Annotated in this window: 13 protein-coding genes; 6 read left to right on the top strand and 7 right to left on the bottom strand. The window is 72.2% G+C overall.

The features are described 5' to 3' along the window. Positions 1-112: 112 nt before the first annotated feature. From araD to ACH41F_RS38300, 7 genes are all read right to left on the bottom strand, one after another. Complete coding sequence (gene araD, locus ACH41F_RS38330; protein ID WP_398839599.1) at positions 113-1846, bottom strand: L-arabinonate dehydratase; 1734 nt, start codon at positions 1844-1846, stop codon at positions 113-115. Continuing rightward, the gene (locus ACH41F_RS38325; protein ID WP_398839598.1) at positions 1843-2751 is read right to left on the bottom strand and encodes a dihydrodipicolinate synthase family protein; all 909 of its coding nucleotides are present in this window, start codon (positions 2749-2751) and stop codon (positions 1843-1845) included. The genes araD and ACH41F_RS38325 overlap by 4 nt, the downstream gene beginning before the upstream one ends. Next, the gene (locus tag ACH41F_RS38320) at positions 2748-3416 is read right to left on the bottom strand and encodes an FCD domain-containing protein (protein ID WP_391230364.1); all 669 of its coding nucleotides are present in this window, start codon (positions 3414-3416) and stop codon (positions 2748-2750) included. Before ACH41F_RS38320 ends, ACH41F_RS38325 begins: the two co-directional genes overlap by 4 nt. 148 nt (positions 3417-3564) lie before the next feature. After that, positions 3565-4317: an MBL fold metallo-hydrolase gene (locus ACH41F_RS38315; RefSeq protein ID WP_391230363.1), complete on the bottom strand. Its 753-nt coding sequence runs from the start codon at positions 4315-4317 to the stop codon at positions 3565-3567. A 52-nt stretch (positions 4318-4369) separates the two neighbouring features. Continuing rightward, the gene (locus tag ACH41F_RS38310; protein ID WP_398839597.1) at positions 4370-4951 is read right to left on the bottom strand and encodes a TIGR03086 family metal-binding protein; all 582 of its coding nucleotides are present in this window, start codon (positions 4949-4951) and stop codon (positions 4370-4372) included. A gap of 210 nt (positions 4952-5161) precedes the next feature. Then, positions 5162-6325 carry a hypothetical protein gene (locus tag ACH41F_RS38305; protein ID WP_391230361.1) on the bottom strand — a complete coding sequence of 388 codons (1164 nt, stop codon included), beginning with the start codon at positions 6323-6325 and terminating at the stop codon, positions 5162-5164. Beyond that, on the bottom strand, positions 6322-7353 hold the full coding sequence (locus ACH41F_RS38300) for a 5-dehydro-4-deoxyglucarate dehydratase (RefSeq protein WP_398839596.1): 1032 nt from the start codon (positions 7351-7353) through the stop codon (positions 6322-6324). The genes ACH41F_RS38305 and ACH41F_RS38300 overlap by 4 nt, the downstream gene beginning before the upstream one ends. A 218-nt stretch (positions 7354-7571) precedes the next feature. Between ACH41F_RS38300 and ACH41F_RS38295 the strand changes: the two genes are divergently transcribed. From ACH41F_RS38295 to ACH41F_RS38270, 6 genes are all read left to right on the top strand, one after another. Next, positions 7572-8381, top strand: coding sequence for an NAD-dependent epimerase/dehydratase family protein (locus ACH41F_RS38295; RefSeq protein WP_398839595.1), 810 nt, complete (start codon positions 7572-7574; stop codon positions 8379-8381). Positions 8382-8684: 303 nt separating this feature from the next. Next, positions 8685-9452, top strand: coding sequence for a DeoR family transcriptional regulator (locus ACH41F_RS38290; RefSeq protein WP_391230358.1), 768 nt, complete (start codon positions 8685-8687; stop codon positions 9450-9452). 101 nt (positions 9453-9553) lie between these two features. Continuing rightward, positions 9554-10924: an extracellular solute-binding protein gene (locus ACH41F_RS38285; RefSeq protein ID WP_391230357.1), complete on the top strand. Its 1371-nt coding sequence runs from the start codon at positions 9554-9556 to the stop codon at positions 10922-10924. Further along, positions 10921-11859, top strand: coding sequence for an ABC transporter permease subunit (locus ACH41F_RS38280; protein WP_391230356.1), 939 nt, complete (start codon positions 10921-10923; stop codon positions 11857-11859). Before ACH41F_RS38285 ends, ACH41F_RS38280 begins: the two co-directional genes overlap by 4 nt. Next, on the top strand, positions 11856-12692 hold the full coding sequence (locus ACH41F_RS38275; protein WP_391230355.1) for an ABC transporter permease subunit: 837 nt from the start codon (positions 11856-11858) through the stop codon (positions 12690-12692). The genes ACH41F_RS38280 and ACH41F_RS38275 overlap by 4 nt, the downstream gene beginning before the upstream one ends. Further along, positions 12689-13678: an alcohol dehydrogenase catalytic domain-containing protein gene (locus tag ACH41F_RS38270; protein ID WP_391230353.1), complete on the top strand. Its 990-nt coding sequence runs from the start codon at positions 12689-12691 to the stop codon at positions 13676-13678. Before ACH41F_RS38275 ends, ACH41F_RS38270 begins: the two co-directional genes overlap by 4 nt. Positions 13679-13955: the final 277 nt, after the last annotated feature.

Here is a 13955-nt window from a genome sequence, read left to right as displayed (position 1 = left end):
ACGGCTTGCGTGGTGCGTTCGGGGTGCGTTCTCGACGCGTTCCTGGCGTCAGGAAGCGCTTTCTCGATATGCAGAGCAGTGCTGGTCGTGCCGGTGCGCCGTTCGCTGTGGTTCAGCCCGCGTTGGGGTCCGCCACGGTGCCCGGGCGGGCGAGGAACTCGAAGTCGCAGCCGGTGTCGGCCTGCGTGATCTGCTCGTTGTAGAGCGCGCCGTAGCCCCGTTCGTAACGGACCGGCGGCGGCGTCCACTCGGCCCTGCGCCGCTCCAACTCGGCGTCGTCCACGTGCAGATGGAGAGCGCGCGCCTCGACGTCCAGGGTGATCCGGTCGCCGGTGCGCACCAGCGCGAGCGGTCCGCCGACGTACGACTCGGGGGCGACGTGCAGCACACACGCGCCGTAACTCGTGCCGCTCATCCGGGCGTCGGAGATCCGGACCATGTCCCGCACCCCCTGCTTGAGCAGATGGTCGGGGATGGGCAGCATGCCGTACTCGGGCATGCCCGGGCCGCCCTTGGGTCCCGCGTTGCGCAGCACCAGCACACTGTCGGCGGTGATGTTCAACGACTCGTCGTTGATGGTGCGTTGCATGGTCCTGTAGTCGTCGAAGACGACGGCGGGACCGGTGTGCTTGAGCAGGTGCGGCTCGGCGGAGATGTGCTTGATGACGGCACCGTCCGGGCAGAGGTTGCCGCGCAGGACGGCGACCCCGCCCTCGGCGGCCACCGGGTTCTCACGGGTGCGGATGACGTCGTCGTCGTGCACGACGGCACCTTCGAGCTGCTCGCCCAGCGTGCCGTTGACGGTCGGCCGGTCCAGGTGCAGCAGGTCGGTGATCCGCGAGAGGAAGGCGGGCAGACCGCCGGCGAAGTGGAAGTCCTCCATGAGGTACGTCTGTCCGCCGGGCCGTACGTTCGCCAGCACCGGGACGGTGCGGGCGACGCGGTCGAAGTCGTCGAGGGTGAGCGTGGTCCCGGCCCGACCCGCCATCGCGATCAGATGGATCACCGCGTTGGTGGAGCCACCGAGTCCGAGCACCGTGGTGACGGCGTCCTCGAAGGCATCCCGGGTGAGGATCTCCGAGGGCCTGAGGCCGGTCCAGGCCAGCTCCACGGCCCGGCGCCCGGAGGCGGCGGCCATCCGCTCGTGCCCGGAGTCCACGGCCGGGATCGAGGACGCGCCCGGCAGGGTCATGCCGAGGACCTCGGCCGCCGCGGTCATCGTGGAGGCGGTCCCCATGGTCATGCAGTGCCCCGGGGACCGCGCCAACCCGCCCTGGAGTTCCCTGAGTTCGCAGTCGGTGAGGTTGCCCGCGCGGTGCTCGTCCCAGTACTTCCACATGTCGGTGCCGGACCCGAGGGTCTCCCCGCGCCAGTGTCCCGGCAGCATCGGACCGGCGGGCACGAAGATCGAGGCCACGTCGGCGGAGGCCGCGCCCATGAGCAGCGCGGGCGTGGACTTGTCACAACCGCCGAGCAGGACCGCCGCGTCGATCGGGTACGACCGCAGCAGCTCCTCGGTCTCCATCGCGAGGAGGTTGCGGTAGAGCATCGGGGTCGGCTTCTGGTAGGTCTCCGAGAGGGTGGAGACCGGGAACTCCAGCGGGAAGCCACCCGCCTGCCACACCCCCCGCTTGACCGCCTCGGCGCGCTCGCGCAGGTGGACGTGGCAGGGGTTGATGTCGGACCAGGTGTTGAGGACGGCGATCACCGGGCGGCCCCGGTACTCCTCGGCCTCGTAACCGAGCTGGCGCATCCGGGCGTTGTGCGACCAGGTGCGCAACTGGCCCTCGGTGCCGTACCACTGGTGGCTGCGCAGTTCCTCGGGGCGTTTTCTCGGTGCGCTCACAGGGACCACCCGGCGGCTATCTCGGCGACCTCGGCGCGTTCGTCCTCGGGCAGCGGCTTGCTGGGCGGGCGGACGTCGCGGCGGCACAGGCCGAGGGAGGCGAGGGCCTCCTTGACGACGGTGACGTTGTTGGCGGAGCCGTTGGCGGCGCGCAGCTCCTCGAAGCGGCGGATCTGCTCCCAGACCTTCATGGCGGCCGCGAAGTCCCCGGCCCGGAGCGCTTCGATCATGTTCAGCGAGATGGCCGGGGCGACGTTCACCAGCCCCGAGGTGAAGCCGGTGGCGCCCGCCGAGAAGTACGAGGGGGCGTAGGGCTCGGCGAGCCCGGCGACCCAGACGAATCTCTCCAGGCCCGCGTCCCGGGCGAAGGCGGCGAACCGCGCGGCGTCCGGCACGGCGTACTTCACGCCGATGACGTTCGGGCAGTGGTCGGCGAGTTCGGCGAGGCGGGCACCGACGAGCTGCGCGTTGCGGATGTACGGCACGACACCCAGCTCGGGCACGGCCTCGGCGATCGCGCGGTGGTAGTCGACCCAGCCGGCCTGGGAGACGTACGGGTGGACGGGCTGGTGGACCATCACCATCTGCGCGCCCAGCTCCCGGGCGTGCCGGGCGGTGGCGACGGCCGTCGGCACGTCGTGGCCGACCCCGACGAGGATCGCGGCGCGGTCGCCGGCCTCGTCGATCGTCAACTCGGTGACGAGCTGCCGTTCCTGGGGGGTCAGGGCGTAGAACTCGCCGGTGTTGCCGTTGGGGGTGAGGGTCGTGATCCCACCGTCGAGGAGACGACGCAGCAGGGCCCGGTGGGTGTCCTGGTCGACGGTGCCGTCCTCGGCGAACGGGGTCACCGGGATCGCGACCACGTCGGCCAGGGCCGCCCGCTGGGTCTCGAACGTCGCTGTCATGCCTGACCGTCCTCTCCCTGGGCCTCGGACCCGGCGTCCGGGAAGGCCCGTTGCACGAACGACGCGATGTGCGCGTGGAGGGCGCGGGCCGCGCCGTCGGCGTCACCGGCGAGGGCGAGCCGCAGGATCTCCCGGTGCTCACCGGCCTCCCGCTCCCAGGACGGCGAGGCCGCCCAGGCGACCGCGGAGACCAGCGCCGCCTGGTCGCGGACCTCGTCGAGCATCCGGCCGAGCAGCGGGTTGCCGCACGGCAGGTACAGGGCGCGGTGGAACTCCCGGTTGGCCAGGGAGCGTTCGGCGGTGTCGGTCGCCTCGTCGGCGCGGGTGAGCGCGTCGCGGGCCTCGTCGAGGGTGGCGCCGCGCTTCACCGCCCGCTTCAGGGCCTCGGGTTCGAGGAGCAGCCGGACGTCGTAGACCTCGCGCGCCATGTCCGCGTCCACCATGCGCACCGTGACGCCCTTGTACTGGTTCATCACGACGAGCCCGGTGCCGGCCAGGGTCTTGAGCGCCTCGCGCACCGGGGTCTTGGACACCCCGAACTGTGCGGCGAGCTCGGTCTCGACCAGGGCCTGCCCCGGCGTCAACTGGCCGGTGAGGATGCGGCGTTTGATCTCCTCCAGCACGAACTGCGTGCGGGAGGGGATCGGCGTGGGCACAGAGGTCATGCGCGCCTCTCGGATCTTCGCGGGCGTATCTCGCGTATGAGATCTCGCGTATCGCGTCTCATATATGACGTACGAAGTACGACGCGTTGAACCTAGGAGGGGGGCCGTGTTCCGTCAATGCTTCTGACAGAAGAAGTTGAGGTTGCCGTCAGACGGCGTGCGTCTCGCGGACGCGGGCGGTGGCGGTGGGCCCGCCGAAGACGGCGGCGGCGCGCACGGTGGCGTCCTCGGGGGTGAGGGTGGGGCCGACGTGGGTGACGAGGAGGCGGCCGACCCGTGCCTGGCGGGCCGTCCGACCGGCGTCCTCGGGGGTGAGGTGAACCTGTTCGCCTTCGCGAGGTGCGTCGATGTCGGCCTCGCACAGGAACAGGTCGGCGTCGCGGGCGAGTTCGGTGAGGGCGGCGCAGGGCCCGCTGTCCCCGGAGTACGCGAGGACGCGGCCGGCGCTCTCGGCGCGCAGCGCGTACGCCTCGACGTCGTGGACGACGGCACGGGAGGTGAGGGTGAGATCGCCGTGCCGGACGACGTGGCCGTCGTACAAGGTCCGGAAGTCCAGGACGCCGTTCAGGAAACCGGTGTCGGGCCGCCCGAGGAACCCGGCCAGACGCCGGTCGCAGCCGGCGGGCGCGTACACGGGGACGGGCCGCGGCGGGGTGAGCCCTCCGTGGGCCAAGCCGTAGAAGGCGGCGAGCAGATCGGCGCTGTGGTCGGCGTGCAGATGCGAGATCCAGATCGCGCTGAGCCCCGCCGGATCGGTGTGCCGCCGCAACTCCGCGAAGGTCCCGAACCCGGCGTCCACCCACACCTCGGCGCCGCCGCCCCGCAGCAGACAGCCGGAGGAGGGCGTGTCCGGGCCGGGGTGCGGGGAGGCGGTGCCGAGGACGGTGAGGGTGAGAGACATGCGGGGAGCGTAGGCGCCGGCGCCCCGCGGCGCCTACGCATACGACCTGTGCCTACGGTCGCCGCCACCCCGGGTCGCGCCCGCTCAGCCCGATCGCCCGGTCCAGCAGCGGCGCGCCCTCCGGCACCGGCACCACGGGACCGAAGATGCCGCCGCCGCGCGCGTCGTCCTTGGTGGCCGCGAGGAGGAAGTCGTACGCGGCCTCCAGGGCCGCCGGGTCCGGTTCGTACGGGAGGCCGGTCGCGCGGGCCAGGTCCCAGCCGTGGACGACCAGTTCGTCGACCGCGACGGCGGCGGCGACCTCGCCGGGCAGGTCGACCCCGCCCGCACGGGTCATCCCGGTCCACGCGGCCGGGGCACGCCAGGCCTCGGCGAGTTCGTCGAGGACCTTGGGCAGCTCCTCGCGCCAGCCGGGACCGATGTCCGGCACGGCCGACGCCGGGTCGGTGTCGGTCGTCGGCCCGAGGTCCTTGCGGGCGGCGTCGCGGAAGGCGACGGTCAGGCCCAGCAGGTGGCCCAGCAGATTGCGGACCGCCAGGTCCGGGCAGGGGGTGGGGTCCGCCAGCTGCTCGTCCCGCACGGCCAGCGCGAGGCGCGCCACGATGCAGGTCTGAGGGCCGAGGTCGAGAGTCATGCGTGCTCCTCCGGGACAGGCACCCGTCGGGGTGGGTGCCCTTCGGAAGAGGGACCGACGGCGACCCCGGAACTCATCGGCGTACGGAGAACTCGTCGCCGCGGGGAAGCCGCGGGGAACGCGCAGGGAGCCGCGGGCAAGCCGCAGGGCAGCCGCGAGGGAACGCGCAGGGGAAGCCGTCGGCCCCGCGCGCCCCCTGGAGCCGCCCTCTCAGAGCTCGGCGAGAGCCTCGCGGACCCTCTCCAGGTCGCCGTCCGACGCCAGCCCCGCGTGGTAGAGCCGCATTTCGGTGGCGCCCAGCTCACGCGCGCGTGCCGCGTCCGCGGCGAGGGTGCCGGGGCTGCCGCCCATCCCGGAGACCACGCCGAAGTTGGCCGCGATCACCGCGCCCTCGCGGCCCTGCTCGGCGAACGGCGTCAGCAGGCCCGGTCCGCCCGCGCACGGCACGACCACGCCGTCCGCCACGGACAGGATGTGCGCGGGGTCCACGCCCGCGTTGGCGCCGACGTGGTAGGTCACCGGGTCGGCGTGCAGCAGGACCTGGAAGCCCTCCGGGGCCGCCGCGCGCACCGCCCCGACCGCCGCCTCCTGGAGGGTGCGGGCGGTCTCGTCGCGCCACGCGCGCGTGGCCGCCGCGTTCCGCGAACCCAGCAGCTTCTCGACGCCGGCCCAGCCCCCGTCGTCCGGCGCGCCCTGCCACAGCGGCTCCAGGGCCTGCCGTACGGCGGCCGCGAGCGCGTCGGCGTCCAGGCCCTGGGCGGCGTATCCCTCGCGGCAGACCGCGCAGAAGCAGAGCGCCATCAGGTACATCCCGGCGTCGCCGAGACCGACGCCGCCGGTCTTGTCGTGGGCGTGCAGATGCTGAAGGCCGTACCAGCCGAGGGACTCCAGTTCGGTGCCGCGCGCGCCCGGCCGCACCGCCGCCTCGGCGGCCAGGTCGACGAGGTACGCGCGCGTGGCGGGCTGGGCGATGCAGGGGGCCCAGGGGTAGCGGTCGCCGTAGGCGTTGACGACGGAGGTGTCCGGGTGTTCGGCGCCCAGGCGGGAGTTGTGGGCGAGGACCACCCAGGAGTGCACCTCCAGGCCCGCCTCCGTCAGCGCCGCCGCCGCCTCGCCGAACGCGTCGCCCGGGGCCCAGTCACCGGCCGCGTAGGGGCGCAGCTCCCGTCCCCGCCAGCGGTCGTCGGTGGGGTACAGCACGGACGCGTGCTCGGCGGTGACGATGCGGCGCTGCGGGTGGCGGGGCGTCAACGCGCGCGTGGAGTGGTAGGCGGCGGCGAGCGTCACCTGCCGCACACCGAGGGAGGCGATGCGCGCGGCGGCCTCCGGGTCCCCGTTGACGTCCCAGGGGTAGACGAATGCCGACGCCTTCACTTGGTGCCCTCCTCCAGCGGCGCCGCCGTCCGGGCGCCGCCTCCCGACGGCGCCCCCAGGTGGGCGCCCTCTTCTCCCGGCGCCGTCCGCGCGCCCTCCTCCAGCAACGCGTAACCGCGTTCGATGATCCCCGCGAGCTGCTTCACATGGTCCTCGGTCGGCTCGTGCAGCGGCGGCCGGACCTCCCCCACGTCCAGCCCGCGCAGCCGTACACCGGCCTTGACCAGGGAGACGGCGTACCCGCGGCCCTCGGCGCGCAGTTCGACGAACGGGCGGTAGAAGCCGTCCAGGAGCCGCTCGGCGGTCGCGGTGTCGCCCGTCTCCAGCGCCCGGTGGAAGGCGAGGGCGATCTCCGGGGCGAAGCAGAACACCGCGGAGGAGTAGAGCGGGACGCCGACGGCACGGTAGGCGAGCTGGGTCTGCTCGGCGGTCGGGAGCCCGTTGAAGTAGAGGAAGTCGCCCGGGACGTCGGTGCGCACGGCGCTGACGATCCGCTGCACGAGGTCCAGGTCGCCGAGGCCGTCCTTGAGCCCGATGATCTTGTCGGTGCGGGCCAGCTCGACCACCGTCCGAGGCGTGAACACGGCGTTGTCGCGCTGGTAGACGATGACGGGCAGCGCGGTGGCGGCGGCGATCTCCCGGTAGTGCCGCAGCAGCCCCTCCTGCCCGGCGATCACGAGGTACGGCGGCAGCGCGAGCAGTCCGTCCGCCCCGGCCGCCTCCGCCAGCCGCGCGTACCGCACGGCGAGCGCGGTGCCGTACCCGGCGCCCGCGACGACCGGCACCCGCCCGGCCGTCTCCGCCACGGCCGCCTGGACGCAGGCCTCGAACTCCTCCGGCGCCAGCGCGTGGAACTCCCCGGTGCCGCAGCAGGCGAAGACCGCGGCGGCCCCGGCGTCGACGCCGCGCCGGACGTGCGCGCGGTAGGCGTCGAGGTCGACGGAGCCGTCGGGGGCGTAGGCGGTGACGGGGAAGAACAACGGGCCGCTGGGGATGCCGAGTCGGGTGGCGAGGTCGGCAGACGTCACGGGCTCTCCCTGGGACGAGGAACGGAAGCGTGCGGACAGCACAAGCGTACGGGGTTCTGATTGAAGTTTATGGTTATGAACAGGTGTCGCACCACCCTTGACGAGGACAGGCGATGATCCTTAGCTTGTCCATGAATGTGAATGCCGTGCGCCCTTGCGGCCATCGGTTGCCCGTCGATCGCCACCGCCCCTCCCCCGCAGCCCAAGGAGAACCGAGGATGCCAGCGCCCCGCACCGTTCTGCTCACCGGCGCCGCCGGCGGGGTCGGCACCCTGATGCGGGAGCTGCTGCCCGCGTACGGCTACGAGCTGCGCCTGCTCGACCTGGTCCCCGTCGAGGGCGAGCCGGACGCGATCGTCGCCGACCTCGCCGACCGGGAGGCCGTGCGCGAGGCCGTACGGGGTGTCGACGCGATCATCCACCTCGCGGGCATCTCCCTGGAAGCGTCCTTCGACAAGATCCTCAAGGCGAACATCGAGGGCACCTACAACCTCTACGAGGCCGCCCGCGAGGAGGGCGTGCCCCGGATCGTCTTCGCCTCCTCCAACCACGCGGTGGGCTTCACCCCGCGCCCCCGGGGCGACGAGCCGCTGATCCCGATCGACACCCCGCGCCGCCCGGACACCTTCTACGGCCTGTCCAAGTGCTTCGGCGAGGACCTGGCCCAGCTCTACTGGGACAAGCACGGCCTGGAGACGGTGTCGGTGCGCATCGGCTCCTGCTTCCCGGAGCCCACCAGCGTGCGCATGCTGTCGGTCTGGCTGAGCCCCGCCGACGGCGCCCGGCTCCTGCACGCGGCACTGACCGCCGAGGACGTCCAGCACACCGTCGTCTACGGCTCCTCCGCCAACACCCGCCTGTGGTGGGACCTGAGCACCGCCAGGGCGCTCGGCTACGACCCGCGGGACGACTCCGAGCCCTACGCCGAGAAGCTGATCGCCGAACAGGGCGAGCTGGACCCCGACGACGTCGCCCACGCCCACCTGGGCGGCCACTTCGTCAGCGACCCGCCGATCTGGCCGTACTGACCGGCGCACAGGGCGGGCGGGCACCGAACGGGCCCGCCCGCAGGCATGTCCGGGCATCGAGCGGCGCCCCTGGATGTGGCGCGACAGCGCACATCCAGGGGCGCGGGGAACTGCGCGACCAGCCCGAACCCACCCGCGGCCGCCCCACGACCACACCCCCCGAGCTCGTAGGCACGCTCCGCCCGAACGGGCACACACGGACAGGATCGCCCCCGCAACAGACCTGGTCACCATCCCGCACCCGCTGTAGAACTTCCTGCGTACGGCCCGAACGGGCACCGTGACAGGAAGGCGGGTGACCGAATGACCAGAACCGCGGAAGAACGCCAGCGGGAGATCGTGCGGGCCGCCCGCACCACAGGCGCCGTGGACGTCAACACGCTCGCCACCCAGCTCGGCGTCGCGAAGGAGACCGTGCGCCGCGACCTGCGCGCCCTGGAGGACCACGGCCTGATCCGCCGCACCCACGGCGGCGCCTACCCCGTGGAGAGCGCCGGCTTCGAGACGACGCTCGCCTTCCGGGCCACCAGCCACGTCCCCGAGAAACGCCGGATCGCCACCGCCGCGGCCGAGTTGCTCGCGGACGCCGAGACGGTCTTCGTCGACGAGGGCTTCACCCCCCAGCTCATCGCCGAGGCCCTGCCCAGGGACCGCCCCCTGACCGTGGTCACCGCCTCCCTGCCGGTCGCGGGCGCCCTCGCCGAGGCCCCGAACACCAGCGTCCTCCTCCTCGGCGGCCGGGTCCGCTCGGGCACCCTGGCCACCGTCGACCACTGGACGACGAAGATGCTGGCCGGTTTCGTCATCGACCTCGCCTACATCGGCGCCAACGGCATCTCCCGCGAACACGGCCTCACCACGCCCGACCCCGCGGTCAGCGAGGTGAAGGCGCAGGCGATCCGGGCCGCGCGCCGCACGGTGTTCGTGGGCGTCCACACCAAGTTCGGGGCGGTCAGCTTCTGCCGGTTCGCGGAGATCGGCGTGCTGGAGACGATCGTCACGAGCACGCTGCTGCCCTCGGCGGAAGCACACCGCTACTCCCTGCTCGGCCCCCAGGTCATCCGAGTCTGATTTTCCAACCCACCCGGTCCCCCGAAGTCCAGAAGTCCAACCGAGGGCACCCCCTTGCCAGCCGGGCGCCCTGAATCTCCCCATACGTCCAGGAGCGATCCATGCGAACCCAGAGCCGACGACGGCCACTGCGAGCGAGGCTCGCCCTGGCCGCCGCAGGGACGCTGCTCGCCCCGCTGCTCTCCGGCTGCTGGGCCGGGGCCGGCGGGGCGGGGTCGGGCGGCGACGCCATCAACGTCCTGATGGTCAACAACCCTCAGATGACCGAGCTGCAGAAGCTCGCCCCCCGCTTCACCGAAGAGACCGGCATCAAGGTCAACTTCACCGTGCTGCCCGAGAACGACGTCCGCGACAAGATCAGCCAGGACTTCGCCAACCAGGCGGGCCAGTACGACGTCGCCACCCTGTCCAACTACGAGATACCGATCTACGCCCGCAACGGCTGGCTGCGCGAGATGGACTCCTACGTCGCGAAGGACCCGGCGTACGACGAGCAGGACGTCCTGGGCCCCATGCGCCAGTCCCTGACCGGCGACGACGGCAAGCTCTACGGCCAGCCCTTCTACGGCGAGTCGTCCTTCCTGATGTACCGCAAGGACGTGTTCGCCCAGGCCGGTCTCAAAATGCCGGCCCACCCCACCTGGACCCAGGTCGCCGACCTGGCCGCGAAGCTGGACGGCGCCGAGCCCGGCATGAAGGGCATCTGTCTGCGCGGACTGCCCGGTTGGGGCGAGGTGATGGCCCCCCTGACGACCGTCGTGAACACCTTCGGCGGTACCTGGTTCGACAAGAACTGGAAGGCCCGGCTCGACTCCCCCGCCTGGCAGAGGGCGACAGAGTTCTACGTCGGCCTCGTCCGTGAGCACGGCGAGTCGGGAGCGCCCCAGTCCGGCTTCGCCGAGTGCCTCAACAACATGACCCAGGGCAAGGTCGCGATGTGGTACGACGCCACGAGCGCCGCCGGTTCCCTGGAGGCGAAGGGCTCCCCCGTCAAGGGCAGGATCGGCTACGCGCCCGCCCCCGTCGAGGAGACCAGGTCCTCCGGCTGGCTCTACACCTGGGCCTGGGGCATCCAGGACGCCTCCCGCAACCCCGACAAGGCCTGGAAGTTCGTCTCCTGGGCCTCCGGCAAGGAGTACGAGCAACTGGTCGGCGACGAGATCGGCTGGTCCAACGTCCCGGCCGGCAAGCGCGCGTCGACGTACGCCAACCCCGCCTACGTCAAGGAAGCCGCCGCGTTCCAGGAGATGACCAGGGAGGCCATCGAGGGCGCACGGCCCGACAACCCGGGGGTGCAGCCGCGCCCCGCGCCCGGCATCCAGTTCGTCGGCATCCCCGAGTTCACCGATCTCGGCACCAAGGTCTCCCAGGAGATCAGCGCGGCCATCGCCGGCCGCCAGTCCGTGGAGTCGGCGCTGGAGAAGTCCCAGCGGCTCGCCGAGAAGATCTCCGAGGAGTACGAGGGACGATGACAGCGACCACGACGGCCCCCGTGGCCGCGACCCCCCTGCGCACCGCCCGTCCACCGTCGGCCCGCCTGCGCGCCTGGGCCACCCGCGCCCCGCTCCTGCCCGCCCTGATCTTCATGATCGTGGTCACCCAGCTCCCGTTCGTGGCCACGCTGGTGATCTCCTTCTTCGACTGGAACGCCCTCTACCCCGACGCCCGCCGCTTCACGGGCGTCGACAACTACCGCCAGGTCCTCACCGACGCCGACCTGCGCCACTCCGTGTGGACGACCGTCCTGCTGACGGCGACCGTGGTCCTGGTCAGCCTGGTCCTCGGCCTGGTCCTCGCGCTCCTGCTGGACCGCCGCTTCCGCGGCCGTGGGGTGGTCCGCACCCTCCTGATCGCCCCCTTCCTCGTGGTCCCCGTGGCGGCGGCGCTGCTCTGGAAGCATGTGCTCTACAACCCTGAATACGGCCTGCTCAACGGGTTGTCGCACACTGTGGGCGGCCCACAGCCCGACTGGATCTCCCGCACCCCGCTCCTGGCGGTGGAGGCCTCGCTGGTCTGGCAGTGGACCCCGTTCATGATGCTGATCCTGCTGGCGGGGCTCCAGAGCCGCGACCCCCAGCAGATCGAGGCGGCGAAGGTGGACGGCGCGAGCGACTGGCAGATCTTCCGCCACCTCACCCTCCCCCACCTGCGCCGCTATCTCGAACTGGGCGCCCTGCTGGGCTCGATCTACATCGTCCAGAACTTCGACGCGGTCTTCACGATCACCTCCGGCGGCCTGGGCACCGCCAACCTCCCCTACACCGTCTACCAGAGCTTCTACCAGGCCCACGAGAACGGTCTCGCCTCGGCCGCGGGCGTCCTGGTGGTCATCGGCTCGATCGTCATCGCGACCTTCGCCCTGCGCGTGGTGTCGTCCCTGTTCCGTGAGGAGGCGGGTCGCTCATGAGCGCGACGACCGCACGCCGCAAGGGCATCGGCCTGGGTCTGTTGGCCTGGCTGCTGGGGGTGGTGTTCTTCCTCCCCATCGCATGGATGGCCCTGACGTCCTTCCACTCCGAGGCGGACGCGGCGACCAACCCGCCCTCCTTCGGGGCCGCCCTGACCCTCGACGGCTACCGCGAGTTCTTCGGCACGGGCGGTGGCGCGAGCCCCTGGCCCGCGCTGATCAACTCGACGGTGGCATCGGTGGCGTCGACCCTGCTGGTGCTGCTGCTGGCCCTGCCCGCGGCGTACGCGCTGTCGATCCGTCCGGTGCGGAAGTGGACGGACGTGCTGTTCTTCTTCCTGTCGACCAAGATGCTGCCGGTGGTGGCGGGCCTGCTGCCGATCTACCTGTTCGCCAAGAACACCGGGATGCTCGACAACATCTGGCTGCTGGTCATCCTCTACACCTCCATGAACCTGCCGATCGCGGTGTGGATGATGCAGTCCTTCCTCGCCGAGGTGCCGGTGGCGATCATCGAGGCGGCCCGGGTCGACGGGGCGCGCCTGCCGACGATCCTGGCGCGCGTGGTGGCCCCGATAGCCCTGCCCGGCATCGCGGCGACCGCCCTGATCTGCTTCATCTTCAGCTGGAACGAGCTGCTGTTCGCCCGGGTCCTGACCGGGGTCGTCGCGGAGACCGCCCCCGTCTTCCTGACCGGCTTCATCACCAGCCAGGGCCTGTTCCTGGCGAAGGTGTGCGCCGCGTCGCTCGTCATCTCCCTGCCGGTGCTCGCCGCGGGGTTCGCCGCCCAGGACAAACTCGTCCAGGGCCTGTCCTTGGGAGCCGTGAAATGAAGGCCGCCGTCATCGAGTCCGTCGGCAAGGCAGTGGTCACCGAGGTCCCGGACCCGACGCCCGGACCGCGCGAGGTGGTGGTGGAGGTCGCGGCCTGCGGCCTGTGCGGCACCGACCTGCACATCCTCCAGGGCGAGTTCGCGCCCGAGCTGCCGATCGTGCCGGGACACGAGTTCGCCGGCGAGGTGGTCGGCGTCGGCACCCAGGTGACGGAACTGTCGGTGGGCGACCGGGTGGCCGTCGACCCGTCCCTGTACTGCCACGAGTGCCGCCACTGCCGTACCGGCCACAACAACCTCTGCGAACGCTGGGCCGCGATCGGCGTGACCACCGCCGGGGGCGCGGCGCGGTACGCGGTCGCGCCGGTGGCGAACTGCGTACGGCTCCCCGAGCACGTCCGCACCCAGGACGCGGCCCTGGTGGAGCCCCTGTCCTGCGCGGTACGCGGCTACGACGTCCTGCGCTCCCGGCTCGGCGCGCACGTCCTGATCTACGGCTCCGGGACGATGGGCCTGATGATGCTGGAGCTGGCGAAGCGGACCGGCGCGGCGAGCGTGGACGTGGTGGACGTGAACCCCTCCCGTCTGGAGACGGCCCGTCGCCTGGGGGTCTCGGCGGCGGCGGTGAACGCGGACGAGCTGGACCGTCCGCGGGGCTGGGACGTGGTGGTCGACGCGACGGGGAACGCGGCGGCGATCCAGGACGGCCTGGACCGGGTGGCGAAGGCCGGCACCTTCCTCCAGTTCGGCGTGGCGGACTACGCGACCCGGGTCACGATCGACCCGTACCGCATCTACAACCAGGAGATCACCATCACCGGCTCCATGGCCGTCCTGCACAGCTTCGAACGCGCCGCGGAACTCTTCGCCAACGGTGTCCTGGACCCGGAGATCCTCATCAGCGACCGCGTCCCGCTGGAGCGGTACCCCGAGGCACTGGAGCAGTTCGCGGCGGGCGTGGGCAGAAAGATCGTGGTCGTGCCGTAGGGGCTTGTCCTCACCCTCGCCGGAGGCTTCGCCTCTCGATGCCGGCCCAGGCAAACCCAGCCCGTCCGGCGTTTGAGGACGAGGCCCTTTCAGGGCCGACAGCGGGGGCCCGGGGGCGGCAGCCCCCAGGGACGGGACGGGTAGGGGCGGCGGGGGCGAAAACCATTGGGGGCCCCCCCCCCCCCCCCCCCCCCCCCCCCCCCCCCCCCCCCCCCCCCCCCACCCCCCCCCCCCCCCCCCCCCCCCCCCCCCCCCCCCCCCCCCCCCCCCCCCCCCC

Source organism: Streptomyces sp. NPDC020489 (assembly GCF_044386545.1).
Lineage (GTDB): Bacteria > Actinomycetota > Actinomycetes > Streptomycetales > Streptomycetaceae > Streptomyces.
Note: the sequence above shows the minus strand (reverse complement) of the source record. Positions and strands in the feature narration are given on the sequence as shown.

Bases quoted from the DNA above. Each gene is read 5' to 3' on its own strand.
- ACH41F_RS38325 (WP_398839598.1), bottom strand. From the start codon at position 2,751: ATGACAGCGACGTTCGAGACCCAGCGGGCGGCCCTGGCCGACGTGGTC.
- ACH41F_RS38320 (WP_391230364.1), bottom strand. From the start codon at position 3,416: ATGACCTCTGTGCCCACGCCGATCCCCTCCCGCACGCAGTTCGTGCTG.
- ACH41F_RS38315 (WP_391230363.1), bottom strand. From the start codon at position 4,317: ATGTCTCTCACCCTCACCGTCCTCGGCACCGCCTCCCCGCACCCCGGC.
- ACH41F_RS38310 (WP_398839597.1), bottom strand. From the start codon at position 4,951: ATGACTCTCGACCTCGGCCCTCAGACCTGCATCGTGGCGCGCCTCGCG.
- ACH41F_RS38295 (WP_398839595.1), top strand. From the start codon at position 7,572: ATGCCAGCGCCCCGCACCGTTCTGCTCACCGGCGCCGCCGGCGGGGTC.
- ACH41F_RS38290 (WP_391230358.1), top strand. From the start codon at position 8,685: ATGACCAGAACCGCGGAAGAACGCCAGCGGGAGATCGTGCGGGCCGCC.
- ACH41F_RS38285 (WP_391230357.1), top strand. From the start codon at position 9,554: ATGCGAACCCAGAGCCGACGACGGCCACTGCGAGCGAGGCTCGCCCTG.
- ACH41F_RS38280 (WP_391230356.1), top strand. From the start codon at position 10,921: ATGACAGCGACCACGACGGCCCCCGTGGCCGCGACCCCCCTGCGCACC.
- ACH41F_RS38275 (WP_391230355.1), top strand. From the start codon at position 11,856: ATGAGCGCGACGACCGCACGCCGCAAGGGCATCGGCCTGGGTCTGTTG.
- ACH41F_RS38270 (WP_391230353.1), top strand. From the start codon at position 12,689: ATGAAGGCCGCCGTCATCGAGTCCGTCGGCAAGGCAGTGGTCACCGAG.